The 26,496-nt window shown below is 69.8% G+C and carries 25 protein-coding genes; 9 read left to right on the top strand and 16 right to left on the bottom strand.

The features are described 5' to 3' along the window. Nucleotides 1-10 precede the first annotated feature (10 nt). Nucleotides 11-1,558, top strand: a complete 1,548-nt coding sequence (locus HUW46_RS34375; protein ID WP_215542902.1) for a substrate-binding domain-containing protein — start codon at nt 11-13, stop codon at nt 1,556-1,558. Here HUW46_RS34375 and HUW46_RS34370 read toward each other — a convergent pair. Continuing rightward, a complete protein-coding gene (locus HUW46_RS34370; protein ID WP_215542901.1) occupies nt 1,545-2,462 on the bottom strand; it encodes an NADP-dependent oxidoreductase in 918 nt (305 codons plus the stop codon). The two genes, HUW46_RS34375 and HUW46_RS34370, sit on opposite strands and share 14 nt — an antisense overlap. Nucleotides 2,463-2,571: 109 nt before the next feature. On the opposite strand from HUW46_RS34370, the gene HUW46_RS34365 reads away from it, so the two are divergent. Both HUW46_RS34365 and HUW46_RS34360 read left to right on the top strand, forming a co-directional pair. Continuing rightward, complete coding sequence (locus tag HUW46_RS34365) at nt 2,572-3,426, top strand: LLM class flavin-dependent oxidoreductase (protein WP_215542900.1); 855 nt, start codon at nt 2,572-2,574, stop codon at nt 3,424-3,426. Between the two features lie 21 nt (nt 3,427-3,447). Next, the gene (locus HUW46_RS34360) at nt 3,448-3,933 is read left to right on the top strand and encodes a GNAT family N-acetyltransferase (protein WP_215542899.1); all 486 of its coding nucleotides are present in this window, start codon (nt 3,448-3,450) and stop codon (nt 3,931-3,933) included. Between the two features lie 42 nt (nt 3,934-3,975). Here the strand turns inward: HUW46_RS34360 and eno are convergent, their stop codons facing one another. Both eno and HUW46_RS34350 read right to left on the bottom strand, forming a co-directional pair. Then, the gene (gene eno / locus HUW46_RS34355; protein ID WP_215542898.1) at nt 3,976-5,259 is read right to left on the bottom strand and encodes a phosphopyruvate hydratase; all 1,284 of its coding nucleotides are present in this window, start codon (nt 5,257-5,259) and stop codon (nt 3,976-3,978) included. Between the two features lie 70 nt (nt 5,260-5,329). Continuing rightward, entirely contained in the window at nt 5,330-6,214 is an 885-nt protein-coding gene (locus HUW46_RS34350) for a LysR family transcriptional regulator (protein WP_215542897.1), read from the bottom strand. A gap of 109 nt (nt 6,215-6,323) precedes the next feature. On the opposite strand from HUW46_RS34350, the gene HUW46_RS34345 reads away from it, so the two are divergent. Beyond that, complete coding sequence (locus HUW46_RS34345) at nt 6,324-7,691, top strand: MFS transporter (RefSeq protein ID WP_215542896.1); 1,368 nt, start codon at nt 6,324-6,326, stop codon at nt 7,689-7,691. Nucleotides 7,692-7,825: 134 nt separating this feature from the next. On the opposite strand, the gene lpdA is transcribed toward HUW46_RS34345, so the two are convergent. From lpdA to HUW46_RS34295, 10 genes are all read right to left on the bottom strand, one after another. Further along, nucleotides 7,826-9,211: a dihydrolipoyl dehydrogenase gene (lpdA, locus tag HUW46_RS34340; protein ID WP_215542895.1), complete on the bottom strand. Its 1,386-nt coding sequence runs from the start codon at nt 9,209-9,211 to the stop codon at nt 7,826-7,828. Between the two features lie 17 nt (nt 9,212-9,228). Next, nucleotides 9,229-10,029 carry a lysophospholipid acyltransferase family protein gene (locus HUW46_RS34335; protein ID WP_215542894.1) on the bottom strand — a complete coding sequence of 267 codons (801 nt, stop codon included), beginning with the start codon at nt 10,027-10,029 and terminating at the stop codon, nt 9,229-9,231. Between the two features lie 63 nt (nt 10,030-10,092). Then, on the bottom strand, nt 10,093-10,497 hold the full coding sequence (locus tag HUW46_RS34330) for a nitroreductase family deazaflavin-dependent oxidoreductase (protein ID WP_215542893.1): 405 nt from the start codon (nt 10,495-10,497) through the stop codon (nt 10,093-10,095). 33 nt (nt 10,498-10,530) lie between these two features. Beyond that, nucleotides 10,531-11,934: an alkaline phosphatase family protein gene (locus HUW46_RS34325; RefSeq protein ID WP_215542892.1), complete on the bottom strand. Its 1,404-nt coding sequence runs from the start codon at nt 11,932-11,934 to the stop codon at nt 10,531-10,533. Further along, nucleotides 11,931-13,040 (bottom strand): metabolite traffic protein EboE, encoded by a 1,110-nt coding sequence (eboE, locus tag HUW46_RS34320; RefSeq protein ID WP_215542891.1) that lies wholly within the window; start codon nt 13,038-13,040, stop codon nt 11,931-11,933. Before eboE ends, HUW46_RS34325 begins: the two co-directional genes overlap by 4 nt. Beyond that, nucleotides 13,040-13,906, bottom strand: coding sequence for a TatD family hydrolase (locus HUW46_RS34315; RefSeq protein WP_215542890.1), 867 nt, complete (start codon nt 13,904-13,906; stop codon nt 13,040-13,042). The genes eboE and HUW46_RS34315 overlap by 1 nt, the downstream gene beginning before the upstream one ends. Then, entirely contained in the window at nt 13,906-15,324 is a 1,419-nt protein-coding gene (locus HUW46_RS34310) for an EboA domain-containing protein (protein WP_215542889.1), read from the bottom strand. Before HUW46_RS34310 ends, HUW46_RS34315 begins: the two co-directional genes overlap by 1 nt. After that, entirely contained in the window at nt 15,321-16,160 is an 840-nt protein-coding gene (locus tag HUW46_RS34305; RefSeq protein ID WP_254125163.1) for an SCO3242 family prenyltransferase, read from the bottom strand. Before HUW46_RS34305 ends, HUW46_RS34310 begins: the two co-directional genes overlap by 4 nt. Continuing rightward, a complete protein-coding gene (locus HUW46_RS34300) occupies nt 16,157-17,314 on the bottom strand; it encodes an inositol-3-phosphate synthase (protein ID WP_215542888.1) in 1,158 nt (385 codons plus the stop codon). Before HUW46_RS34300 ends, HUW46_RS34305 begins: the two co-directional genes overlap by 4 nt. Nucleotides 17,315-17,594: 280 nt before the next feature. Further along, nucleotides 17,595-18,749, bottom strand: a complete 1,155-nt coding sequence (locus tag HUW46_RS34295; RefSeq protein WP_215542887.1) for a Gfo/Idh/MocA family protein — start codon at nt 18,747-18,749, stop codon at nt 17,595-17,597. Between the two features lie 135 nt (nt 18,750-18,884). On the opposite strand from HUW46_RS34295, the gene HUW46_RS34290 reads away from it, so the two are divergent. Next, nucleotides 18,885-19,913 carry a LacI family DNA-binding transcriptional regulator gene (locus tag HUW46_RS34290; RefSeq protein ID WP_215542886.1) on the top strand — a complete coding sequence of 343 codons (1,029 nt, stop codon included), beginning with the start codon at nt 18,885-18,887 and terminating at the stop codon, nt 19,911-19,913. Between the two features lie 38 nt (nt 19,914-19,951). Here HUW46_RS34290 and HUW46_RS34285 read toward each other — a convergent pair whose 3' ends face one another. Together HUW46_RS34285 and HUW46_RS34280 are read right to left on the bottom strand one after the other, a co-directional pair. Further along, entirely contained in the window at nt 19,952-21,121 is a 1,170-nt protein-coding gene (locus tag HUW46_RS34285) for an MFS transporter (protein WP_215542885.1), read from the bottom strand. A gap of 17 nt (nt 21,122-21,138) precedes the next feature. Next, nucleotides 21,139-22,698, bottom strand: coding sequence for a tetratricopeptide repeat protein (locus tag HUW46_RS34280; RefSeq protein WP_215542884.1), 1,560 nt, complete (start codon nt 22,696-22,698; stop codon nt 21,139-21,141). Nucleotides 22,699-22,713: 15 nt separating this feature from the next. Here HUW46_RS34280 and HUW46_RS34275 point away from each other — a divergent pair, with 15 nt between their 5' ends. The 4 genes from HUW46_RS34275 (at nt 22,714) to HUW46_RS34260 (ending at nt 26,037) form a co-directional block, all read left to right on the top strand. After that, a complete protein-coding gene (locus tag HUW46_RS34275) occupies nt 22,714-22,929 on the top strand; it encodes a hypothetical protein (protein ID WP_215542883.1) in 216 nt (71 codons plus the stop codon). A 271-nt stretch (nt 22,930-23,200) separates the two neighbouring features. Next, entirely contained in the window at nt 23,201-24,358 is a 1,158-nt protein-coding gene (locus tag HUW46_RS34270) for a dihydrodipicolinate synthase family protein (RefSeq protein WP_215542882.1), read from the top strand. After that, nucleotides 24,358-25,170 (top strand): sugar phosphate isomerase/epimerase family protein, encoded by an 813-nt coding sequence (locus HUW46_RS34265; RefSeq protein ID WP_215542881.1) that lies wholly within the window; start codon nt 24,358-24,360, stop codon nt 25,168-25,170. The genes HUW46_RS34270 and HUW46_RS34265 overlap by 1 nt, the downstream gene beginning before the upstream one ends. Nucleotides 25,171-25,254: 84 nt before the next feature. Next, on the top strand, nt 25,255-26,037 hold the full coding sequence (locus HUW46_RS34260; protein WP_215542880.1) for an IclR family transcriptional regulator: 783 nt from the start codon (nt 25,255-25,257) through the stop codon (nt 26,035-26,037). Here HUW46_RS34260 and HUW46_RS34255 read toward each other — a convergent pair. Further along, nucleotides 26,014-26,442 (bottom strand): hypothetical protein, encoded by a 429-nt coding sequence (locus tag HUW46_RS34255; RefSeq protein ID WP_215542879.1) that lies wholly within the window; start codon nt 26,440-26,442, stop codon nt 26,014-26,016. The genes HUW46_RS34260 and HUW46_RS34255 overlap by 24 nt on opposite strands. Between the last annotated feature and the right edge of the window lie 54 nt (nt 26,443-26,496).

Genomic DNA, 26,496 nt, shown 5'->3' with positions numbered 1-26,496 from the left:
AGGGAATCCGATGAGACGTTCCACCTTCGCCGCGCTGGTGTGCACCGGACTGGTGCTCGCGGGCCAGGTGCTGCTCGCCCCCGCGGCGGCCGCGGCCACGAGCGTGTTCGGCTTCGGGTCCAGCTACGTCGGCCCCGCGATGGACGACTGGAAGGGCGCCGCGAAGACCAAGGGCCTGCCGGTCGACTACACCCCGACGAACTCACCGGACGGCATCGGCAGGTACGGCCTGCGGACGGCCGATTTCGGCGGCACCGAGGCCGAGGTCAGCTCGCTCGAAGCGGCGGGCGTCGGCGGCCAGCCCACGCGCGAACGCGGGTTCCAGTACGTGCCGGACGTGGCGGGCGCCACCGCGGTGATGTACAACGTCGCCGACGCGTCCGGTCGCCACGTCGACTACCTGCACCTCAACGCGGCGACCATCGGCCGGATCTTCACCGGCGACATCACCCGCTGGTCCGACCCGGCGATCAGCGCGACCAACGGCGGGAAGGCGTTGCCGGACCAGCCGATCCGGCTCGTCGTGCGCAGCGGCAACTCCGGCACCACGGCGCTGTTCTACGACTACATCGCGCACGCGGCCCCCGGCCCGTACACGACGTTCATGCAGCGCTCCGGGATGGGCAAGTTCCTCCCCGACACCCGCCCGATCAACCTGGAGGGCGCCGGGATCGCGGGCTACAACATGCAGTTCCTCGCGAACTCCTCGCAGATCGCGGAGTTCATCGGCGGTCAGCAGTGGACGATCGGCTACGACGAATTCGCCTACGCCAAGCTGTACGGGGTGCAGAGCGTCTGGGTGCAGAACGCCTCGGGTGCGTGGGTGCAGCCCTACGCGGAGAACATCGCGGCCGCGTTGCGGGGCGCGCACCTCCGCCCTGACCTGAGCCAGGAACTGAGCGGCGTCTACGCCAACCGCGATCCGAAGACCTACCCGATCTCGGCGTATTCCTACGTGATGACACCGTGCAACGCCACCCCGGATCGCGACACCTGCCGCTCCGGGTATTCCGAAGCGGGCAAGACCGAGACCATGTCGGGATTCCTCGACCACATCGCCTGCCAGGGCCAGATCAACATGGCGGCCATCGGGTTCTCACCACTGCCACCGAACCTTTCGCAGGAAATGATGAACTCGATCTCGCGCATGACCGGGCAGCCCCCGAAACAGCTCAACCCCGGCAACTGCGCGAACCCGACGTTCCACGGCAGCCTCGGCGCCGGTGCGTCGAGCCCGCCGGACCCGTTCATCGCCTTGGGCGGTGTCGACAAACTGACCAACGGCGGGCACAGCGGCGATCCCCAGAAGACCGCGGCCGCCGGACCGGCCGCGTCCGCGTCATCGCAGAACGCCGGGATCGCGACCGCCGACGCGAACGGCGGCTCCGACGAGGACCTCGCCAACGGCGGCTCGAAGAACTGGCGCGCGGCCGAACCCGCCGCGTACGGCAGCGACGGGTTCGGCGGTTTCGGCGCGTGGGCGGCGCTGGTGCTGTTCGTCGCGATCGTCACGCCGCTGGTGGTCAGGGGAGTCGTGCGGAAGGTCAGTCGCCGTTGACCACCAGCACCAGCTTTCCGCGGCCGTGCCCGGTTTCGATCTCCCGGTGCGCGGCCGCGGCCTCGGCGAGTGGGAACGTCCGTCGAATGTGGACGGTCACCTTGCCGTCCGCGTAGAGCGCGGCGATCTCGGCGAGCCTGGCCGCGGTGCGAATCGCCGGTGATGTCTTGATGCCGAGTTCCGGGGCCTTGGCGTGTTCGAACAACGTGACGATGCGGTCGCGGTCCTTCACCAGCTCCAGCGACGCGTCGAGCGCGGCGCCCCCGGCACCGTCCAGCGCGGCGTCGATCCCTTGCGGCGCGGCCTCCCGCAGCCGGTCGAGCAGCCCGTCGCCGTAGACGACCGGGGTGGCGCCGAGACCCCGCAAGTAGTCCTGGTTCGCCTCGCTGGCCGTGCCGATCACGGTGGCACCGCGCAGTTTCGCGAGCTGGACGGCGATGGTGCCGACCGCGCCCGCGGCCGCGTGCACGACGAGCGTGTCCCCCTCGCCGACAGCCAGTGCGTCCAGCGAGTTGTACGCGGTCTGCGCTCCTCCGGTCAACCCACCCGCCACCTCCCACGGCATTTCGGCGGGTTTCGGGGTGACCTGGTCCGCGGAGACCACGATGTACTCGGCGTAGGCACGCAGGACCGTGAAGCCCAGCACTTCGTCACCGATTTCGCTTGTGGTGACGCCTTTCCCGACCTGGTCGACGACACCGGCGAACTCGTTGCCGGGGATCCGCGGCCAGGTCAGTTCGGCCATCGACGGCTCCCAGCCCTGGCGGATCGCGGCGTCGAACGGCTGCACGCCCGCGGCCCTGATCCACACCCGCACCTGCCCCTCGCCTGCTTCCGGCGTGTCGACCTCGGTCAGGACGAGGTTCTCCGGCGGGCCTGGCGTGGTGAACGCCGCTGCCTTCATGATCGTTCCCTCCACGGGTTTCTCGTGTGCTGCCACCACATTCACATCTCCACCGCACTGGAGGTCAAGGACTGGACCTTCACCTAGGTCGAGGGTGCACAGTGGTGTCATGACCGTCGACATCGGACTGTTCCTGCCCTACCTCGGCGACGCCACGAGCACGCAGAACCTCGCCGAGGCCGCCCGCTTCGCCGAGGAAACCGGCCTGGACACGTTGTGGACAGGCGACAACCTGTCGATGGGGGCCACCCCGATCATCGACGCCACCCTCACACTGGCCACGGCCGCCGCGGTGACCGAGCGGATCGAACTCGGCCTCGGCGTGCTGCTGCCCGCGCTGCGGGGTACCGAATGGGCCGCGAAGCAGATCGGCGGGCTCCAGCACCTCAGCGGAAATCGGCTGCTGCTGGGCGTCGGCCTCGGCGGCGGTGACGAGTTCGACGCGCTCGGGATCACCGGTCGCGGCCGTCGCACCGACCGGTTCCTGACCGACCTGCCGTCACTTCTGGCCGGTGAAGCGCCGTTGAAGCTCGCTCCGGCCGTCCCGGTACCGCCGATCTGGATCGGCGGCAGCTCGATGGCCGCGCTGCGTCGCACGGCGCGGTTCGGCGACGGCTGGCTGGCCGACTTGATCACGCCGGTAGAAGTGCGCGAGCACCGGGAAACGCTGCGCGAACTCGCCGCTGAACACGGCCGCCCCGCCCCGGCGGTCGCGGCCGTGGTGGCCGGGGAAGTGCTTGCGGGGGAGAAATCCCGCGAGGACGCGTTGCACCGTTTCGCCGATCTGTTCGGCTTCCGCCCCGCCGACATCCGCGACCGGTTCATCACCGGCTCGGCCGCCGAAGTCGCCGGAGAGATCGCCGAATTCGCCGAAGCGGGCGCGGAAAAGATCGCCTTCATCTCCGGCGGTGACTGGCGCGCCACCTGCGCGAGCCTCGGCGAAATTCGCGCGCTGCTGCGCTGACGCGCTGTTAAGGTGCCTGCCGTGGAGATCAGGGAGTTCACCGACGCCGACTGGCCGCGGGTGTGGCCGATCGTGCGCGAGGTCGTGCAGGCGCGGGACACCTACACCTACGACCCGGACCTGACGGCCGAGGACGCCCGCGAGATCTGGATCGAGAGCCCGCCGGGCCGCACCGTTGTCGCCGTGGACGGTGAAGAGGTGCTCGGCACCGCGAAGATGGGCCCGAACCGCCCCGGTCCCGGTTCGCACATCTCGACCGCGAGCTTCATGGTCGCCGCCGACGCGCGCGGACGCGGCGTCGGCAGCACGCTGTGCGCTGACGCCCTCGACTGGGCCCGCTCCCGCGGCTACGCCGGAATGCAGTTCAACGCCGTCACCGAGTCCAATGTGGGCGCTGTGAAAGTGTACGAGCGCCTGGGTTTTCACATCGTCGGCACCGTGCCCGGCGCGTTCGAGCACCCGACACTGGGCAGGGTCGGCCTCCACGTCATGTACTGCCCGCTCTAGCGAGGGGATCCGCCGGTCCTCGGCGGATCCCCTCGCTCGCCGTCAGCGACGACCGCTGAGCGCGCGGGCGCCCGCGTACTCGGCCTGCGCACCCAGCTCCTGCTCAATGCGGATCAGCTGGTTGTACTTGGCCGTGCGGTCGGAGCGGGACAGCGAACCGGTCTTGATCTGCCCGCTGTTCACCGCCACCGCGAGATCGGCGATGGTGGAGTCCTCGGTCTCACCGGAGCGGTGCGACATGACCACCGAATAACCGGCCTTGAAGGCGGTTTCCACGGTCAGCAGCGTCTCGGTGAGCGTGCCGATCTGGTTCACCTTGACCAGGATCGAGTTGCCGATGCCGAGGTCGATGCCCTTGCGCAGCAGCTCGACGTTGGTGCAGAACACGTCGTCGCCGACCAGCTGGCAACGGTCGCCGATGGCGTCGGTGATCTGCTTCCAGCCGTCGAAGTCGTCCTGCGCCATCGCGTCCTCGATCGAGACGATCGGAAACTTGCCGACCAGCTCGGTCAGGTAGCCGACGTGCTCCTCGACCGACCGCTTGCGCCCTTCGCCCTGGTAGTCGTACACGCCGTCGGCGTAGAACTCCGAAGCCGCGGGGTCCAGCAGCAGCGCCACGTCCTCGCCGGGGGTGTAGCCGGACTTCTCGATCGCCCCGACCACGAATTCCAGCGCTTCGTCCGCGGAGCTCAGGTTGGGCGCGAACCCGCCCTCGTCGCCGACGTTGATGTTGTGGCCCGCCTCGTGCAGCGTCTTGCGCAGCGTGTGGAACACCTCGGAGCCCACCCGCACGGCCTCCTCGAAGTTCTCCGCGCCGACCGGCGCGATCATGAACTCCTGGAAGTCGATGGCGTTGTCGGCATGCGCGCCGCCGTTGATGATGTTCATCATCGGCATCGGCAGCACGTGCGCGAACACGCCGCCGACGTAGCGGTACAGCGGCTGGCGGTGCGCCGCCGCGGCCGCCTTGGCCACCGCGAGCGAAACACCGAGCGTGGCGTTGGCCCCGAGCCTCGCCTTGTTCGGGGTGCCGTCCAGCTCGATCATCGTCCGGTCGACGACGGCCTGTTCCTCGGCCTCGACGCCCCTGACCGCGTCGGCGATCTCCCCGTTCACCGCGGCGACGGCCTTGCGGACCCCCTTGCCGTGGTACTTGCTCTTGTCACCGTCGCGCAGTTCGACCGCCTCGTTGGTCCCGGTCGACGCGCCCGAGGGCACTGCGGCGCGGCCGACCGAACCGTCCGCCAACTCCACGTCGACCTCGACGGTCGGGTTGCCGCGGCTGTCCAGGACCTGCCGTCCGACGACGCGTGCGATCGCGGTCATTTCACTCCTCAAGCCAGGTGTATCGGTCAAGCCCCATCCTGCCCCGGCCCGGCCCGGCGAGCCACCACCCCTACCGGGTCGAGCACCCGGCACGCGCCGCCTCCACGAATTCGGCCACGAGCGGATCGCGCTCGCCGGGATGCCACGCGAGATCGATGCGCAGCGGTTCGACGTCGTGCAACCGGACCCAGCGGATGTCCGGACGCGAGTAGTAGGTGGTCATGCTGGCGGGGCTGATCGCGGCTCCCGCGCCGGAGGCCACGTTTTCGAGCTGCTCTTCGACGTTGCGGTTTTCGGCGCCGCAGACCGGATGGCTGCCGTCCGGGCGAGGATTGACCGCCCACCACGAGACCCAGGCTGGCGGGGCCTGCCTCGTCCAGGTCAGCGGCACCTCTTTGGCGTCCATTATGGACAGTGAGGTTCGCGTGGCGAGCGGGTGCGCCGCGGGCAGTCCGAGGTAGCGGTCCTCGGTGGTGAGCGGCAGGCTTTCGAGCCCGTGCAGGTCCTGCGGCTGCCACACCACCGCGATGTCGATCTCGCGCGCACGCAACGCGTCGACCTCCTGGCCCCAGTCGTAACGCCGCGGGACCACGGTCACCTCGGGGTGGTCGCGCTGGAACGCGGCCCGGATCTCGGTGAGCAAGGCCCCCGCGCCCGATGCCTGGAAGCCGAGCCGCAGCGTCCCGGCCTTCCCGGTGCGGTGCTTGCCGACCGCCGCGGCCGCCCTGTCGACGGCGAGCAGCACCTTGTGCGCCTCGGCCAGCAGATCGGCACCGGCCGGGGTGAGGTCGACGCCGCGGGCGTGCCGGTCGAGCAGGCGCACGCCGAGCCGCGTTTCCAGCTTCTTGATCGCGTGGCTGAGGGAGGGCTGGCTGATGTACAGCGCCTCGGCCGCGCGCCCGAAATGGCGTTCGCGGCACACCGCGACGAAGTAGCGCAGTTCCCGGATCTCCACGCCGTCGACGATAGACGCCGTCTATCGGGCGGTGCACCGGAAATCTTGGACGGCGCGGGGTCTGCACGGCGACGGTTGGTGTCGAACGACGACCCCGAAGGAGCGCTCCGTGACCACCACCCGTCGCCGCGAAACGCCGCCGCGCCCCTGGCTCGCGCTGATCGTGCTCGCCTCCGCCGTCGGGCTCGACGTGATGGGCATCGCGGTGGTGAACACCGCGTTGCCGGTGATCGGCGCCGATCTCGGCATGGGCGATGGCGCGCTGCCGTGGGTGATGACCCTGTACGCCGTCGCGTTCGCCGGTTTCCTGCTTCCCGGCGGCAGGCTGGCCGACGTGCTCGGCAGGCGCCGCGTGTTCGTCGCGGGAGTCGCGATCTACGCGGTGGGTTCGGCGGGCGCCGCGGCGGCACCGACCGGCGCGCTGTTGCTGATCGCGCGCCTGCTCCAGGGAACCGGCGCGGCGGTGTGCGGCCCACCGGCGCTGGCGCTCATCCCCGAAGTGTTCCCCGACCCGGCACGCCGGGCGAAGGCAGTGAGCGTGTACACCGCCGTCGGCGCGGGAAGTTTCGGCGGCGGCCTCGTCCTCGGCGGTGTGCTCACCGAGTTGGCCGGGTGGCGCAGCGTGTTCGGGGTGCTGGCCGCGGTCGCGCTACTGGTGACCGCAGTAGCACCGGTGCTCCTGCCCCCGGCACCTCAGCTGCCTCGGCAAAGCCTCGACCTGCCCGGCGGCCTCCTGGTTTCGACCGGCCTGATCGCGCTCGTACTCGGCGTCGGCTCGACACTCGTCTTCGTCCTCATCGGACTGGTACTGCTGACCGGATTCGTAGTGCGAGAAAGAATGGCGCGAGAACCGTTGCTACCACTGGCCATCCTCACCGGCGCGCCCGTCCGGGCGGCCACCGCGGCCGGGCTGGTGTTCTTCACCGCGCTCAACGGCTTGCTGTACTTCGCGCCGCTCTACCTACAGAACGTCTTGTCCTACAGCCCGATGGCCTCGGGCCTGGCGATCGTGCCGATGAGCGCGACGGTGATCCTCAGCGCCCGCGCCGCCGCCGCGCTGCTCCCCAAAGTCGGCATGCGATGGCTGCTCACCGGCGGCCTGCTACTCATGACGGTCGGGGTGGCGACGTGGCTCATGACCGGCACCGGTACCGGCTACTGGACGGGCCTGCTGCCCGGCATCGTGCTCATGTCCGTCGGCCAGGGGTTCGTGTTCACCACCATGACGGTCGCGTCGCTGACCGGCGTCGCCCCCGAACGCCACGGCGTGGCGGGCGCGTTCAACATCACCATGCAGCAGATCGGCGCCGGACTCGGCGTCGCCGTGGTCACCGCGATCGCCGCCGCGGCAACCACTCCCGGCGTCGGCGGCAGCATCACGGGGTACCACGCGGGCATCGGCGCCGCCGCGGCCGCTGCCTTGCTGGGCGCGATCGCCACCGCCTACACGCTCCGACGGCGCACGAACGAGCGCTGACGCACTTTCTCGTTGCCCCTGCGCACCGTTCCGCTTTCGCGCAGGGGTCCCGTTCACGCCACTGTGACTTTTAGGGACTTGAGCGCCCCGAAAGCCACTTTTGGGGCGCTCAAAACGCGACAGCAACAAGACGACTACATGTTGATCATGTGACCGGCAAGCCCGTGGATGGCTTCCTTGACGGCTTCGCCCAGGGTCGGGTGGGCGTGGACGTTCCGGGAGACTTCGTTCACGGTCAAATCCCATTGCTGGGCCAAAGTGAGCTGCGGCAAAAGCTCGGTCACGTCGGGGCCGATCAGGTGCGCGCCGAGCAGTTCGCCGTACTTCGCGTCGCTGAGGATTTTGACGAAGCCGCCTGCGTCGGCGAGGCCGTGGGCTTTTCCGTTGGCGGTGAAGGGGAACTTGGCGACCTGGACGTCGTAGCCCTTTTCGCGGGCCTGTTCTTCGGTCCACCCGAAGCTCGCGATCTGCGGCTGGCAGTAGGTGGCGCGCGGGATCATCGGGAAGTCGAGTTCCATGGTTTCCGCGCCGCCGATGGTTTCGGCCGCGACGACGCCCATGGACTCGGCGGCGTGGGCGAGCATGAGCTTCGCGGTGACGTCGCCGATCGCGAAGATGTGTGGCACGTTCGTGCGCCCGCGGCCGTCGATCGCGATCGCGCCGCGCTCGGTCAGTTCGACACCGGTGTTCTCCAGGCCGTAGCCCTCGACGCGCGGCTGGAAACCGATGGCCTGCAGCACTTTGTCCGCCTCCAGCACCTGCTGCTGGCCGTCCTTCGAGACGGTCACGCGGACCTGCGGGCCGGAGTCGTCGATCGAGTCGACGCGGGTCGAGGTGAGCACCTCGATGCCGAGCTTGCGGTAGCGCCGCGCCAGTTCCTTCGAAACCTCGGGGTCCTCCAGCGGGACCATCCGGTCGAGGAACTCGACGATGGTGACCTTCACGCCGTAGTTGTGCAGCACGTACGCGAACTCGACGCCGATCGCGCCGGCGCCCGCGATGACGATGCTGCCGGGAAGTTCGCTCGACAGGATCTGCTCTTCGTAGGTCACCACGCGCTCACTGCGCTGGGTTCCCGGCAGCAGCTTGGTGGTGGCACCGGTCGCGATGACGCAGTTGCCGAACGTGATCGTCTCGTCATTCACGCGGAGGGTGTTCGCGTCGACGAAGGTGCCGTGCCCGGAGTACTCGGTGATCTTGTTCTTCTTCATCAGGAAGTGCACGCCCTTGATGCGCCCGTCGGCGACCGAGCGGCTGCGCTCGTAGGCGGCGCGGTAGTCGAAGCGGACCGAGCCGTCGATCTCCATGCCGAACGTCTTCGCCTCGTTGTTCACGAGGTGGGCGATCTCGGCGTTGCGCAGCAGCGCCTTCGAGGGGATGCACCCGACGTTCAGGCACACGCCTCCCCAGTACTTCTCCTCGACCACGGCGGCCGAGAGGCCGAGCTGCGAAGCCCGGATCGCCGCGACATACCCGCCGACTCCGGCGCCCAGGACGACAACGTCGTAGTGTGCACTCATACCGGCAGCCTATGCCTCTACCGGGTGACGGGCGGCGCCTCCCCACGCGCTTCGCCCAGCAGGGTGGTCACCGCCGCCATGATCCTCGCGGTCGCCTCGTCGAGCACTTCCTTCGACAACGGCAACGCCGCGAGGTCCCGCAGGTCGACGGGCGGGCCCGCGATCAGATCGACGGTTTTCACCGGCAGCGGCCTCGGCAGCCACGCACCCGCGGGCAGCACCCGGTGCGTGCCCCAGTTCGCCACCGGGATCACCGGCGCGCCCGTCTCCAGCGCCACCCGCGCGGCGCCCGTCTTGCCCCGCATCGGCCACGCTTCGGGGTGATCGGAGAAGGTGCCCTCGGGGAAGATCGCCACGCATTCACCCGCGCGAACGGCCGTGACGGCGTCGCGATAGGCCTCACCCGCTGTCACCGCGCCGCGGTGCACGGCGATGTGCCGCCCCGACCGCACGATCGAGCGCACCAGCGGCACCTTCCAGAGGCTCGCCTTCGCCAGGTACCGGGGCACCCGGCCGCACCCGAGCACGAACGAGGTGAGGGTGGTCGGGTCGGCGAACGACAGGTGGTTGCTCACCACGACCACGCCGCCGGAGGCCGGGATGTGCTCGCCTCCGCGCATCCGGTAGCGGGTGCACAGCACCAGCAGCGGCCAGATCGCGTTGATCGCGAGCGCGTAGAAGAACCCGCGCCCCTCGCGCGGGAACCGGCGCCCGAAGGCGGCCATCTCCCGCAGGGTCAGTGGGGCGGGGGCCCGCCCGGACGGGTCGAGCGCGATCCAGCGCGGTGTCTTCCGGCGAAGTAAGAGCACACCGGTCATTCGACACCGGACCGCGCCCGGTTCGGGCAGGCACCCCGGAAAAACCCGGAAATCCGCCGGGAACTACTGCCTTTCGAGCACGACGACGGGGATCTCCCGGTCGGTCTTCTTCTGGTAGTCGTTGTAGTCCGGCCACACCGCGGCCATCTTCTCCCACAGCTTCGCCCGCTCCTCACCGGAAGCGGTGCGGGCGCGAGCGGTGAACTTGTCCGCCTTGACCTGCACCTTGACCTCGGGGTCCTCCTGCAGGTTGAGGTACCAGCCGGGATGCGCGGGGGCGCCGCCCTTCGACGCCACGATCACGTGGTCGCCGTCGACCTCCTGGTAGATCAGCGCGAACTTGCGGTCCTGACCGGTCTTGCGGCCCTTGGTGGTCAGCACCAGGATCGGCGCGCCCTTCTCCCAGTCGTGGCCGACCTCACCGTTGGTCTCCTCGTACCGGCGGACGTGTTCGTCACCGAAAAGCATGCGGTTGCTCCTGTTCGTAGCGGTCAACCAACGCTAACGACGGCGCCCCTCCTTCGCATTCCGCGGCACCCCTTGGAGGTCGAGCAGCAGGTCGCGCACCTCGGTCGCGGCGATCCGATCCCGTGGCGCCCCCTGCTCGGACGAGCACAGCAGCACCGGGCCGTCTTCCGCGGCATCGGGCAGGCGCCCGTGCGAACCGCGAACCCACCGCGGATCGAGTGGGACGACGTTCATCGCGTACCGCAGGCCCGCCTTCTTCTTCACCAGGTTGAGGCCCGCTTTCGCCTTCGCCAGCGGGTCTTCGGGGTTGAAGAACAGCTCGGCGGGGTCGTACCCGGGCTTGCGGTGGATCTCGACGCCGCGGGCGAAATCCGGCGCGCGGTCGTCGTCGAGCCAGTAGTAGTAGGTGAACCAGGCATCGGGCTCGGCGACGGCCACCAGCTCCCCCGCGCGCTCGTGATCGAGCCCGTACCGCGCCTGCCCCGACCGGTCGAGCACCTCGTCGACACCGGCGAGCCCGGCGACGAGATCGCGCACCTTCGCCCTGTCCGCCTCGTCGGCGACGTACACGTGGGCCACCTGGTGATCGGCGACGGCGAAGGCGCGCGAGGTCCACGGGTCCAGGTACTCCATCCCCTCCTGGACGTAGACCTCGAGCAGTCCCTCCGCGCGCAGCGCGCGGTTGATGTCGACGGGCTTGCTCGCGGCGGTGATGCCGTACTCCGACAGCGCCACGACCGTCGCGCCTTCCCGGCGGGCCTGGTCGAGCAGCGGCGCGACCTCGGCGTCGAGCGCCTTCGCCGCCGCGACGGCCTGCGCCGAATCGGGACCGAAGCGCTGCAGGTCGTAGTCGAGGTGCGGCAGGTACACGAGCAGCAGGTCCGGGCGGTGGTCCCACAGCACGCGCTTGGCCGCGCCGACGATCCAGCGGCTCGACGCGATGGACGCGGTCGGGCCCCAGTACTGGAACAGCGGGAACGGGCCCAGCTCCGCGGTCAGGCTGTCGTGCAGCGCGGGCGGGCGCGCGTAGCAGTCCGGCGATTTGCGGCCGTCGGCGTGGTAGACCGGCCGCGGGGTCACGGTGAACTCGGTGGTCGCGCCCATCGCGTACCACCAGCAGATGTTGGCCGCGGTGTGGCCGGGCAGCCGGGCGCGCGCGGTCTCCCACACCTTCTCGCCGCCGACGAGCTTGTTGTGCTGGCGCCACAGGTGGACCTCGCCGAGATCGCGGAAGTACCAGCCGTTGCCGACGATCCCGTGCTCGGCGGGGGTGAGCCCGGTGAGGAAGGTGGACTGGGCGCTGCAGGTGACCGCGGGCAGCACGGTGCCGAGTTCGGCGCGCCAGCCCGAGTCGGACAGCGCGGCGAGGTTCGGCATGTGGTCGAGCAGCTTCGGTGTCATGCCGACGACGTCGAGCACGATCAGCGGTGCGGTCATGCGGGTGCCCTTTCGGCGAGCAGGGTGCGGTGCGCCCAGCGCAGTTCGTCGGCGATACCGCCGGCGAGGTCCTGGCGGTGCGCCTCGGGCAGCACGTGCCAGGTGTAGGTCTCGACTTCGAGATGCGGGAACTCGGCCGGATCACCGATCTCGCGCCCGAGCGCCTCGACACTCCGCTCGATGACGTCCGTTGTGGACGAAAGCGGGGCGAACGGCCGCGTGTGCAACGGAACGTGGAAGTGCACCCGCCACGGGCCCTCGGCAGGCAACCGGTCCAGCGCCTCCGGCAGATCGTCGGCGGCCAGCACCGCACCGGACGGGGACAGCTCGCGCGTCTGGTGCAGGTACCGCGGTTCGACGAACTCGGCGAGCGCGGCGCGCGCCCCGGCGCTGCCGGGATCCGCGACGTGCAACGCGGCCGACACCTGGACCTTCATGACCCGCAGACCCGCGCGGTAGATCGACGCGACCGTCTCGGCGGGGTCCGCGAAGGACACCGCGAGGTGGCAGGTGTCCAGGCACAGGCCGATGTGCTCGGGATCGACCCGCCCGGCGAGCCAGCCCACCGCGTCGGCGACCGTGTCGAGAACGCAGCCCGGTTCGGGTTCGACGGCGAGCTTGACCGGCCGCTCACCGCCCAGCACGCCGGTCAGCGCGGTGAACGCGGCTGTCGCGGCTTCGTCGTCGGCACGGCTCCACGGGGTCCGCCACGCGAGCGGCAGCGTCGAGATGCTGCCGAACGCCGCGTCGTCGGGGAGCAGGTCCCTGAGCACCGCCACGCAGTCGGCGGTGTACCGCAGGCGCGACGCGTCTGTCCACTTCGGATGGTAGACGGCGTGCTTGACCACCTCGTCGTGGAAACCGCCGTACGGGAACGCGTTCATCGTCCGCACGGCGAGCCCGCGCGCGTCCAGTTCGGCCCGTAGCCTGCGCCGGGCCGTTCCGTCCTCGGCGAGCGCGGCCGCGACCGGGGCCGCCAGCCACAGCCCGAGGCCGAGCCTGTCGTGTCCGAGCGACTCGCGCACCGGCACGGCGTACGCGTCCAGCTGGCGCAGGACGCCGTCGAGATCCTCCGCCGGGTGGACGTTGGTGCAGTAGGACAGCATCAGACCACCGCGTCCGGACGGGCACCGCGCAGCACGGAGTTGCCCTCGAAGGTGGACTCGCCCGCCGGGACCTCGTCGAGCATGAGCCTGCCGCTCTGCCCGTAGAACGACACCGGGTTCCCCCACAGCACTGTGTCCACATCGGACTCGCCGAACCCGCTGGCGAGCATGGCGACCCCGGTGCGGTAGGTCTTGAGCGGATCGGACTTCCCCCAGTCCGCGGCCGAGTTCACCAGCACGCGATCGGTGCCGAACTCGCGGAGGATGCGCACCATCCGGTGCTCGTCCATCTTGGTGTCGGGGTAGATCGAGAACCCCATCCAGCAGCCGGACTCGGCGACCATGCCCACGGTGACCTCGTTGAGGTGGTCCACCACCACGTGCTCCGGCGGCACCCCGGACTCCTTCACCACGTCCAGGGTCCGGCGGGTTCCCGCGAGCTTGTCGCGGTGCGGCGTGTGCACGAGCACCGGGAGCGCGAACTCCTTCGCCAGCTCCAGCTGGCGCGCGAAGGCGTGCTCCTCGGCCTCGGTCATCGAGTCGTAGCCGACCTCGCCCACCGCGACCACGCCGTCCTTCGCCAGGTACCGCGGCAGCACGTCGAGCACCTCGGTGCAGCGCGGATCGTTGGCCTCCTTGGGGTTGAGCGCGATCGTGCAGTGGTGGCGGATGCCGAACTGCGCCGCGCGGAAGCGCTCCCAGCCGATCAGGCCGTCGAAGTAGTCGGTGAACGAGCCGACGTTCGTCCTCGGCTGCCCGAGCCAGAACGCGGGCTCGACGAGCGCGCGGACACCGGCGTCGTACATCGCTTCGTAGTCGGCCGTCGTCCTCGACGTCATGTGGATGTGGGGATCGAAGATGCGCATCAGGCGCCACCCTCCAGGATCAGGTCGACATCGGCGGGCACCACGCGGCCCGCCGCCTTTCGTTCGGCCGCGTAGTCGGCGGCCATCCGGCTCAGCTCGGCGTCCCGCCGTCGATCGAGCCCGGACACCGCGGCCAGCGGCACCCCCATGAACAGGCACTTCAACACCCCGTGCCGCCAGCTTCGCTGATCGAGCCGCGCTTCGGCGAACGGCCCGAGCGCGGCCGCCACGAGCCGGGTGTCGTTGCTGCGCAAGGCATCCGCGACCAGCTCCAGCCCGGCGTGCACGGTGTCCAGATCGGACTCCGGCAGCAGGTGCAGGCCGCGCAGGACACCCCGGCGTTCCGCGTCGTCGCCGTAGCGGTACAGCTCGCGGACTTCCTTGGCGAGGTCTTCACCGTCGAGCGCGACACCGAGCGCGGCCAGCAGCTTCCCGCGGGCCGCGTCGTCGACCGTGCCGTGCACCAGCCCGTCCGGGTCGGTTTCCCCGTGGAGCGGGCGGCGGCCGATCTCGCGGCCGACGGCGGGGAAAGCGGTCCTGATCTCGACCGGATCGTCCTCGATCGCGGCCACGCGCGCGGTGAGCCACGCGTTTTCCGGCGACGCCGCGCGCAGCGCCGCGATGCACCGCTCGGCGACCACCGGCGCGGCATGGCTGTGCCGGGGCAGTTCGACGGCGGCGAGCCCGGTGTACCCGATTTCGGCGAGCGCCCCGAGCGTCGCGGCGAGATCGAGCTCGCCCTCCCCGAACTCGAGGTGTTCGTGCACGCCGTGGCGCATGTCGTCGAGCTGGACGTTGAACAGCAGCGGCCCGGCGAGGCGTGCGCATTCCGCCGCGCTCACCGGCTCCACCGCGACGCAGTGCCCGACGTCGAGCGTAATGCCGAGCAGCTCCGGTGAGCCGAGTTCTTCCCGCAGCCGCAACGCCTCGGTGACGTGCTGGACGACCATGCCCGGCTCCGGTTCGCACGCCAGCCGCACCCCGCGCCCGGCCGCTTCGGCGAGCACCGGTTCGAGCGCGCTCCGCATCCGCTTCCACGCCAGTCCGGCGGGAATCCCGTCGTCGGCGACGCCGGACCAGAACGACACGCAGTCCGACCCCAGTTCCTCGGCGATCCGGATCGCGCGCTTCAGGAAGTCCACACGCGGCGCGGAATCGGCGGAGACGAGTGTGGGGTGGTGCTTGCGGCGCGGGTCGAGCAGGTACCGCGCGCCGGTCTCGATCACCGTGGACAACCCCAGTTCCCCGAGCCGCGCGGCGACCCGCCGCACTTCGCTCGCCAGCTCTTCGCCGTACGGATCGAGGTGGTGGTGGTCGAGCGTCAGCGCGACGCCGGTGTACCCGAGATCGGCGATGATCGCGAGCGCGTCGTCGAGCCGGTGGTTCGCGAACCCGTTGGTGCCGTATCCGAACCTCATGTGGGGCTCACCTTCCTCGCGAGCTTTCCCGCCAGCGGCAAAACTCCCGCCAGCAGCGCGGCCGAACGCACCGCCCCGTGCCGCGCCGCGAGGGCGGCCTGCAACGGCACCATCCCGTGGATACCGCCGACGGTCGCTTTGCGGACGAGCCGCGCCGACGGTTTCGTCGCGGCGTCGAGCTGGGGTTTTCCCGCTGTGGCGAGGAAACTCGCGGCGAACCCGGCAGCGGCCGCCCGGTGCGCCGGTTTGGCCTCGCCGCTCACCGCGAGCCCCGCCGACACGGCCGTGCCCGCGACGCTCGCCCGCGCGACCGCGCGCGATCCCCCGTGCACCTCCCCCGCCGACAACGCGGTGACGCCGAGCGTGTGCAGCCCGACGGTGGCGGCGGCCAGCCGGGCGCGGCCACCCATCAGCACGTCGAACGCCCGGCAGGCCGCCATCGCCAGCGGTGCCGCCGCGGTGCGCTTCAACCACGTGTCGTACGCCCACACCGCACCGGCCACCGGTACCGCGGCGCGCAATCCGCGCCTGCCGTCCGCTGCCGTCGCGATGCCGAGCCCGGCCAAGGTGAGCCCGCTCGCCACGCCCAGCGCGGTGCCTGGGCTGACCCGCCCGGACGGGATCGGGCGCTCCGGCCGCTCGACGGCGTCGATTCCGCGATCGGCCCAGTCGTTGAGCGCCATCCCCGCCCAGTAGAACGACGCCGAAGCCAACGGCAGGAGCAAACGCTTGCGCCGCAACGGTTCCCCGGCAGCCGCCGCCCCGGCGACAGTGTCCCCGAGCACGGTCAGCGCCGCGGGCGCGCGAACGAGTTCGACGAAGGCGCGCGCGTTCACAGCCCGGCCGCCCAGGAAACCAGCGCCGAATACTGCTCGGCGAGCCGGTGCTCGTCGCTGCCGAGCGGATCCTTGAAGAAGAACCCCAGCGCACCGAGCGCGCCGGTGCGGCCGGCCGCGTGCGCGGCCGCCGCGAACCGGGCGAGGTCGAGCACGAGCGGCGCGGCGAGCGACGAGTCGAACCCGGTCCAGGTGAACTGCAAGCTCATCCGCGCACCGAGGAAACCGCGGAACGACACGTGATCCCAGGCGATCTTCTCCTCGCCGAGCTCGGGCACGTTGTCGATGTGCAGCGGCGCGGTGACCTCGCCGCCGAGCAGGGTGGCCAGGCCCCTGCCCTTCGAGGCGAGCTTGCTGCCCGCGTGCCCGGAGTCGGCGAGCGTCCTGCCGTCACCGCCGCCGAGCAGGTTGGTGCCCGCCCACGACCGCACCTCGAGCGAACGCGTGGTGAACAGCGGCGCGAGCGCGCTGCGCACGAGCGTCTCACCGGTCTTGCCGTCCGACCCCGCGTAGGGCAGCCCGAGCCGTTCGGCCAGTTGCGCGAGCGCGGGCAGGCGCGGGCCCGTCGACGGCGTGAACTCGACGTAGGAGCACCCGGCGCGGAAGGCCGCGTAGGCGGCGATCGAACTCGGCGGTAGTACCGTGCGGCCCGGTTCGGCGAGCGCGGCTTCCAGCGCGCCGAGATCCTCGTGCTCGGGCAGGGAAGGGAACGGCGGTTCGGTCGAGGAGACGTTGACGACCACCACCCGTTCCAGCGCGTGGCGCGCGGCGAATCCGGTGATGTCCTCGGTGATGCGGCTCGCCGCTTCGCGCTGCGAACCGTCGTGCGTCGCGGGGTGGTAGCCGGGCCGGATCTCGGCGTCCACTGCGGACAGTCCCGGCCGGACCGCCTCGAACACCCTGTGCGGGATCACACCCGCGTCCACGAGCTGCTCGACGCGCTTGTCGAGCGGGGTGGCGGCGATGTCGTGCCCGCCGACCACGAACTGCTCCCACTCCGGTACTCCCACCCCCGCGAACGCCGGCGCCGAGCTGACCGACCCGATCGGCTCGACCACTCGCGACCGCAACCCCAGCAACCCGGTGACGGCGGTCGTCGCGACCGAACCGCGCGCCCCGATCAGCCACAGGCCGACCCGTCTTCGCTCGTCCATCGAACAGTCCCCCTTTTTTCGCTCGCTGCGCTACACGCGCGAGCGAGGTCGTTTGGTTCGCCACGACACCGATCTCGTGGTGTCGGCGATGATCGTTCCCCCGTCTCGATCATTGTGGACCCGGGCACCGACAGAACCGACGCCGGTACCCGCGATCGACGGTTGGTGATGTGCCCACAATCCGTTGGGGCAGAAGGGTTTTGGCGCGTTCAGCGGAAATTTTCCGGCACGACGGAAAACGGGCACCGGGATGACCCGGTGCCCGTCGTGAAGATCGTCGTCACAAGGTCAGCTCGGGGACCTCGACGCGCCGCCCCTCGCGCCACGCCCGCAGCCCCAGCTCGGCGAGCTGCACACCGCGGGCGCCCGCCAGGAAGTCCCACGGGAACGGCTCGCCCGATATGACGTGCCGGAGGAAAAGTTCCCACTGTGCCTTGAACCCGTTGTCGAACTCCGCGTTGTCCGGCACCTCCTGCCACTGGGCACGGAAGTCCTCCGTGGCGGGGAGATCCGGGTTCCACACCGGTTTCGGCGTCGTCGCGCGGTGCTGCACGCGGCAGCGGCGCAGCCCGGCGACCGCGCTGCCCTCGGTGCCGTCGACCTGGAACTCGACGAGCTCGTCGCGGAAGACCCTGGTCGTCCACGACGAGTTGATCTGCGCGATCACGCCGCCGTCGAGCTCGAAGATCCCGTACGCCGCGTCGTCCGCGGTCGCCGTGTACCGCGCGCCGCGCTCGTCGATCCGTTCCAGGATCCCGGTCGCGCCGAGGCACTGCACCGAGCGCACCGGCGCGATGATCTCGTCGAGCACGTAGCGCCAGTGGCAGAACATGTCGGAGATGATCCCGCCGCCGTCTTCGGCGCGGTAGTTCCACGACGGCCGCTGCGCCTCCTGCCAGTCGCCTTCGAACACCCAGTAGCCGAATTCGCCCCGCACGGACAGGATCCGGCCGAAGAACCCGCCGTCGACGAGCCGCTTCAGCTTCCGCAGCCCCGGCAGGAAAAGCTTGTCCTGCACCACGCCGTGCCGGACGCCCGCGTCACGCGCAAGCCGCGCCAGTTCCAGCGCGCCCGCCGTGTCCTCCGCGATCGGCTTCTCGGTGTAGACGTGCAGCCCGGCCGCGATCGCCTTGCGCACCGCGTCCGGCCGCCCGCTGGTCACCTGCGCGTCGAAGTAGATCTCCGCGCCGGACAGGGCTTCGTCGAGATCCGTCGTCCAGCCGTCGAGCCCGTGCCGCTTCGCGATCTCGGCGAGCTTCGCTTCGTTACGGCCGACGAGAACGGGTTCCGGCCACAGCGTCGTCCCGTCGCCGAGGCGCAGCCCGCCCTGCTCCCTGATCGCCAGTACCGATCTCACCAGGTGCTGGCGGTAGCCCATGCGGCCGGTGACCCCGTTCAGCACGATCCCGACGGACCGCTCGTGTGGTGACGGCATCGCGCCCTTTCTCGAAAAAACGGGCCACGACGGGCTGAATGCGCTTTCTGAATGCGCTTTCAGAACGTCCTCGTCCGGTAGGGTAAGCACGGCCGAACAGCACGGTCAAGACGGGACACCGGTGGAGGAGGCGGGATGAACGGCCAGCCGCACGTGACGCTCGAAGACGTCGCCAGGAGCGCGGGTGTTTCGCTGGCGACCGCGTCGCGCGTGCTCAACGGGACCACGAACGTGCGCCCCGACCTGCGCGACAGGGTGGTTTCCGCGGCCGCGGACCTCGCCTACACGCCGAACGCGCACGCGCAGGCGCTCGCGGGCGCCTCGCACCGCACGGTCGGCGTGATCTGCCACGACGTGAGCGACCCGTACTTCGCCTCGATCGCGCGCGGCGTGATGCGGGTGGCCGGGGAGAACGGGTTGCTGGTGATGCTGGCGAGCACCTTTCGCGATCCCGGCAAGGAAATCGCCTACGTGTCGATGTTCCGCGCCCAGCGCGCGTCGGCGATCCTGCTGATCGGGTCCGGTTTCGAGGACCGCGCCTGGGAACAGGCGATGGCCGCCGAGCTGGATCCGTACCGCAAGGGCGGCGGGCAGGTCGCGGTGGTGAGCAGGCACCGCAGCCTCAAGGTCGACACGGTGCAGCCGGAGAACCGCGAGGGCGCCGCCGAACTGGCGAAGGCGCTGCTGGCCATGGGACACCGGAGCTTCGCGGTGCTCAGCGGCCCGCGCGCGCTGACCACCGTCGTCGACCGGCTCGGCGGTTTCCGCGAGGCGCTCGCCGAAGCGGGGATCGAACTGGCCGAAGAGGACATCTTCGAAGCGGCGTTCACCCGCGACGGTGGCTACGCGGCGGCGAACGCGATGCTGGCCTCCGGGCGGAAACCGACCTGCGTGTTCGCGGTGACGGACGTGATGGCGATCGGCGCGCTCACCGCGCTGCGCGAAGCGGGCGTGTCGGTACCCGGGGACGTCTCGCTCGCCGGGTTCGACGACATCCCGGTGGTGCGGGACCTCACGCCACCGCTGACCACCGTCGCACTGCCGTTGGAGGAACTGGGCGCGCAGGCGATGGAGCTGGCCGCGAACGGCACGAAGAGCCGGAGCAGGGTCAAGCGGCTGGGCGGCGAGGTCGTGCTGCGCGCGAGCACCGCCCGCCCGCGCTGAAAGATGTGCGCCCGCGCATCCGCTTCGATGAGCGCTCGTCAGCGTTCGGGCGCTCTCCCTTTCCCTGCCGCAGCCTGAGCACGCATACGATTGACGAACAGGGGGTAGGCGCAGGCCGTGAGGAGCGCGGCAGCGGCGCACGTGACCAGGAGTCCGGTCACGTCGGTGTGCGCGAGGATGAGCGCGCCGGTGAGCCCGCCGAGGGCGTCCCCTGCCAGGAACCCGCTGGAGGACAAACCGAAGAGCCGGCCGCGGAGGTGTTCGGGGAAAAGGTCTGCCTGGATCAGCTCTTCGCTGTAGGCGGCGACGGCCAGTCCGGCGTAGACGAGCGTCAGCAAAAGCACCGTGGCCAGAGGGATGCGGAGGAGGGCGGTGCTCAGACACGCCGCGGCGATGGACAGCTCGGCGGCGACGAGACCGGTGAGCCGATGGCGTTTGCGGTCGAAGTGTCCGGCGATGACCGCGACCAGGACCCGGATCACGGCGAGTCCGCTCATACTCAAGCCGACGAGGCTCGGCGTGATATCGGCTCGGTTGAGGATGAGGGGGGCGTAGGGCACCAGCATGCTCAGGCCGAATCCGGAAAGCAGACCCAGCGCAAGAACCCCCATTGCCATGGGCTTGGGAACTGCCGAGGGGCCGGTTCCCGAGGTGTCCGTGTTCCGAGGTTTGAGCAGATGACGAGGTCGTAGGACGGCGATGGCGCCGATGATGAGTGCGGGCAGCACAAGGCCGGCGACGTAACCGGTGTGCGTGTCCGGGGTGAACAGCAGCAGCGGGGTGAGCAGCGCGGATCCCAGTGCAATTCCGATATCGGTGGTCGCGGTGCGATACGACACGGCACGAGGCCGGGTGTCGTCGTCGGTTATCTGCACCAACCATGGCCGCAAGCAAGTAGTCAGCACCGACGCACCGATACCCATGACGACTCCGTTGACGACCGCGAGCAGCCAACTGGTGTGCTGCAGCCGTAGCAGCAACCCGGCAGCGTAGATCACGCTCCCCACCGAGATCACACCGGCGACCCCGACCCGATCCACGAGCCAGCCTGTGACTGCGGCACCTGCAACACCCGTAACGGCCATAGCGGTGTAGGTGACGGCCAGCAGTGGTAAGGCGTGTTTCTGATCGAGGTACAGCGACCACGTGGTCTTCGACAGGGACATACCGCTGTAGAGCAGTAGATGCGCGAGCATCAACCGCACCATCGCGGCCCCGGGGCGGATCACGACGCTGGGACACCGCTGTCGCTCAGCGCCGTCTCCATCGTCGCGAGATTGTCGCGCAAGTCGCTGTTGTCAGGATGGATTTCGAGTGCTTCTCGCAGGATGTCGCGGCCTGCTTCGAGGCCCGTGACATGGCTGACGATTTCCGCTCGCAGACTCCACATGTCCGGGGACACCTCTCCAGCGCCGACATGTCGGATATGGGTGTTCAGCACCTGCAGAGCCTCGTCGAGCCGTGCCGCCTCGTTGAGGCGATAGGCCAGATCATAAGCGTAGGCTGAGGACGATTCGTCGAGCCGGAACGCACGTCGCAAGGCAGCGATCGCCTCATCGGTACGTCCCTGTTTCGCCAACGCATATCCGCGCAGACTGTGCGCCTCGGAAATGGCCTCGTCCAGGGCGATTGCGGCGTCGATACTCTCCTGAGCTGCTATCGGGTCGTGTAACGCCAGATGCACTCGGGCCAACTCGAGATGGTAGTCGGGCATTCTCGGGTCGTGGCGGAGGAGTTCGCTGAACGTGGCGCGAGCCTGAGACAGCTTCCCTAGCGTTTGGTAGCACAAAGCCACGTTGTAGATGAGTACAGCCTTGTGCAAGGCATCCCGCGGGGTCTCGCTCAACAACATGTCGATACCGACCTGTACACGACGTGCGGCTTGCCCCACCAGACCTCGTTTGTATTCGACGAGGGCAAGACCGTTGCGGTTGAAAACCTGGTCGAAGGTGCGCTGCTGCGCGTCATCGGCCGGCAACTCCTGCAGGATGGTATACGACTCCTCCAGATAGGCCTCCGCCTTGTCCAGGCTGCGCAGGTGATTCGCGTGGTGTCTGGCGTAGAGCATAGCGAGCGCGTAATCGGCGTTTGCCCGCGCGCGAGGACCGTGCGACCTCCACAACAGGTAATACGCCTCAGCTTCGTGATTCCTGCCCAGCAGAAGAAGCGCAATACCCATCATTCGATGCAACTCGGCGTCGTCGGACTCGTCGAGTAACCGAGTGCACAGCGGAACAACCGACCATCCGTCGCCGACATTCAAATAGCATTCCGCCGCCTCCTGAACCTGCGCTCGGTCCTCCGATCCCAGCGGGCCGGATCGAGAGACCAGACGGTGCACCAAAGCTTCTTTGCCGGTCGAGACATAACTCACCACCGCCGCGTCGCCAGGAATTCCTTCACGGCCGTGTAGTACGAACTCGAGTTCGATTCCTGAACGGCTCACCGTTCGCACGAAGTCTTGCGACGCCCCGTCCAGTACGACCGCGTTGTCGATCTCCACTCGGACCGGCCCGAGAGTCCCTACCACGCGCTCAGCCAGCAGCCGTAGATGTCGTCGGCACCGTTCGACCGAGAAGAACCGAATCTGTTCCGCGAACTCCGCCCCATCAGACATGCTGACCTCGTCAGCCGCCACCCTGTACGTGCTGTCAAGTGGATAAAGGAATCGAAGAGCGAGACGTTCACGCGCAGTCTGCGGAACGAAATCAGCTTCGCGCAGCAGAACCTTGAGCAAAGTATGGGTCGCCAGTCCACGATTTGCCACGAAGCGAACAGTTCGCACGGAACCCTCCTCAAGATGATCAAACCGATGGACGAAGTGGGTGCGGCGGCCACCGCATGGCCGCCGCACCCACGTGACACGGATCAGTTCCCAGCGAACGGGCGGTTGTACGGAGCGTTCAGCGAAATCTTGACCGGCTTCGGCTCCGTCTTCTTCAAGGTCATCAGATATCTCCTTTGCTCAGTCGGCCAGCAACTGAATTCACCAGTCGATGGCTGCGAATACGGGTAGGACCCGGACGGTTTCCGGGTTCGCGAAGCCCCGCCTCGCATGGACAACACCATGTCACCCGTCCTGTGTCGGCACGAGAGTTGATCACGGGAGAGATCGACGAAACTCCCGGCAGGCGACCCGGCCCCCGCATGCAAGCCCCGTGCCCAAGGCAACCGCACCCATGCCACCCGGCGTCGAACTCCCCGGCCCGACAGAGCACTCTTGTCAACCGCCACCACAGTGGCCTACGGTGGACCGAGAAAGCGCTTTCACACGCGGAGGGCAGCTCATGACCGCACTTCGGCTCCCCCGTCGCGACGGCACGCTCGCGCCGTGGGCGCCGTCGGGAGCGCGCCCGCCCGCACCCCCGTCGTCGCCGCCGGGTGCCCGGATCGCCTACGCCGCGGCGCACGTGGTGGCCGATCCGCTCGCCGCGGGCGATCCCGCGCACGAGGTGGTCCTCGACTGGGACGCTACGCTGGCCTTCCGGCACCACCTGTGGTCTTGCGGACTCGGGGTCGCCGAAGCGATGGACACCGCGCAGCGCGGGATGGGACTGGACTGGACGACCACCCGCGAACTGATCCGCCGCACCGGCGAAGCAGCCCGCGACGGCGGAGGGCGTTGGGTGGCCGGGGTCGGCACCGACCAGCTTCCGCCAGGGTTGTCCACAGTGGACGAAGTGGTCTCGGCGTGGCGCGACCAGCTCGACTTCGTGCTCGGCGCGGGCGCTACGCCGGTGGTGATGGCGAGCAGGGCGCTCGCCGCGGCCGCCACCGGCCCCGCCGACTACCGGTCTGCCTACGGCAAGCTGCTGTCCGATGTAGACGGACCGGTGCTGCTGCACTGGCTCGGCGAGCAGTTCGATCCCGCGCTCTCGGGCTACTGGGGTCATCACGACGTGCGCGACGCGGCGCGCGAACTGGCGAACCTGTGCGCCGACCACGCGCCGGTGCTCGCCGGGGTGAAGGTGTCCGTGCTCGACGCCGGGGTGGAAACGGAGTTCCGCCGTGCACTGCCGGACGGGGTCGCGTGCTACACCGGTGACGACTTCTCCTACCCGAAGCTGATCGCCGGGGACGACCGGGGGCATTCCGAAGCGCTGCTCGGCATCTTCGACCCGATCGCCCCGGTGGCCGGTGCCGCACTGGCCGCATTGGATTACGGGGACACGGCGGGCTTCCACGCGCTGCTCGACCCGACGGTGGCACTGGCGCGCGAGATCTTCCGCGCGCCGACCCGGCACTACAAGGTCGGCGTGGTGCTGCTCGCCTACCTTTCCGGGCACCAGGACCACTTCCGGATGGTCGCCGGTCTCGAATCGGCGCGGTCGATCGTGCACCTGGCCGAGGTGCTCCGGCTCGCCGACGCCGCCGGGGTGCTGCCGGACCCCGAGCTCGCGGTGGCGCGGATGCGGCCGCTGCTGGAAACCGCGGGCGTGCGGTGATGGATCGGTTGAGCCTGAACCAGATCACCACGAAGGCCTGGTCGCTGCCCGAGGCGGTGCGGGGATGCGCCGAAGCGGGCGTCGGTTGGATCGGCCTGTGGCGGGACAAGGTCGCCGAGGTCGGCGTCGACGAAGCGGCGAGGCTGGTGCGCGAGCACGGCGTCGGCGTGTCTTCTTTGTGCCGCGGCGGTTTCCTCACCGGTGTCGAACCGGACGGGTCCCCTGTGGACGGTGTGGCGATGACGAAGGAGGCCATCGGCGAAGCCGCCAGGCTCGGCGCGGGGGTGCTCGTGCTCGTCGTCGGCGGGATCGCGGGCAACGATCTCGCCGCCTCGCGCCAGCGGGTCGCCGACGCGGTGGGCGAACTCGCCCCGCTCGCGCGCGAGCGGGGCGTCGTGCTCGGGCTGGAACCGTTGCACCCCATGCAGTGCGCGGAACGCTCCGTGCTGTCCACTGTGGATCAGGCGCTGGCGATCGCGGCGGAGCACCCCGCCGACGCGGTCGGAGTGGTCGTCGACGAGTTCCACGTCTGGTGGGATCCGCGCCTGGCGGAGAGCATCGCCGCCGCGGCGGGCCGGATCGCCGGGTTCCACGTGTGCGACCAACTGGTCCCGCTCCCCGACCCGTTGCTCGGCAGGGCGCTGCCAGGGGACGGCCCGATCGATCACCGCATGCTCCGCGCCCGCGTGGAGGCGGCCGGGTACACCGGGCCGATCGAAGTCGAGGTGTTCAACGCCGAACTGTGGCGGCAACCCGGCGACGAGGTGCTCGCGAAGGTCATCCGCGCCTACCGCGATCACGTCGCGGGGTGAACCGCTTGCGGTCCGCCCACCCGGCTGGTTGGCTGCGATTCTCGGTAGCGCACCCGCTACCGACCGCACACGGGGGTGGCAGCGATGACGGAGGGCGAGCACGACGAGAACGGCGTCCGGAGCGTGTTGCGCGCGATCGACCTGCTCGGGCTGTTCACCGAGGACCGGCGCGCCTGGACCGTGCGGGAGCTGACCAGCGCCAGCGGGCTGCCGAAGACCACGGTGATCCGGCTCGTGGCGACGTGCGAGCAGCGCGGGATGCTGTGGTCCGGCGAGGACGGCATGATCACGGTCGGTCCCGGCCTCCTGCGCTGGGCGAGGCTCGCGCACACCGCATGGGACCTCCCCGGGCCGGTGCTGGAGGCGATGGCGACGCTGTCCACGCGGTGCGGTGAAACCGTCAACCTCTACGTCCGCAGCACCGTGCACCGCGTGTGCGTCGCGCAGCACGAGGGGCCGCGGACCATCCGGCACGTGGTGCCGGTCGGCGACGAACTGCCGCTGTGGTCGGGCGCGGCGAGCAAGGTGCTGCTCGCCGGGGCCGAGGACGAGTTCCTGCGCCGCGTCTCCGCGACCTCGCCCCACGGCGAGGACCTGGTCGGCGAGCTGTCCAGGCAGGCTCGGCAGGCGGGCGAAGACGGGTACTCGGTGAGCCACGGCGAGCGCGAAATCGGCGCGTCGAGCGTGGCGGCGGCGGTGCGGGACCGGGAGGGCAAGGTCGTGGCCGCGCTCGCCCTCGCCGGTCCCACCACGCGGTTCAGCGGCGAGCACCTCCGCGACTTCGTCGACGCCACGGTGAACGCGGCTCGCCGGGTTTCTTCGATCGGCCTCGCGCCCGCGTCCTCAGGCGAAGGTCGCCTCGCGTGAATCGCGGAGCGCGATCGCCGCGCAGAACCCGGCCAGCGAAAGCTCCGGAACCGCGCAGGCGAGCGCCAGCGCGAGCTCACCGCCCGCCTGCGCGGTGAGCACGTCGAACCACGCGTCCATGACCGCGAGCGCGGCGACCGCCGACGCGCTCAGCGCCGCCCGCCGGTCTCCCCTGCCGTAGAGCACGGCCGTCACCGCGCAGCCCAGCGCGATCATCAGGTCGAGCCCGACCCACACCGCCTGCCAGTGCCGCACGACGGTAGTGGCGGGCAAAGTCTGCTGCAGCACCACCACCCACGGCACCATCGCCGCCGCCACGCCGCCGAGCACGCGCGGCGCCCAGGTGCGCGCGGCGATCCCCCGAGGCCCCAGGCGCGTGCGCCGGGCCACCGTCAGTACTGCCATGTCTCCTCCTGTGTGTCCCCTGCCGACCACGATAGAGTTGCAGAACTTTTTCTG

The organism is Amycolatopsis sp. CA-230715 (assembly GCF_018736145.1).
Classification (GTDB): Bacteria; Actinomycetota; Actinomycetes; order Mycobacteriales; family Pseudonocardiaceae; genus Amycolatopsis.
The sequence above is the reverse complement of the archived record's forward strand: the minus strand, read 5'-3'. Positions and strand labels throughout refer to the sequence as shown.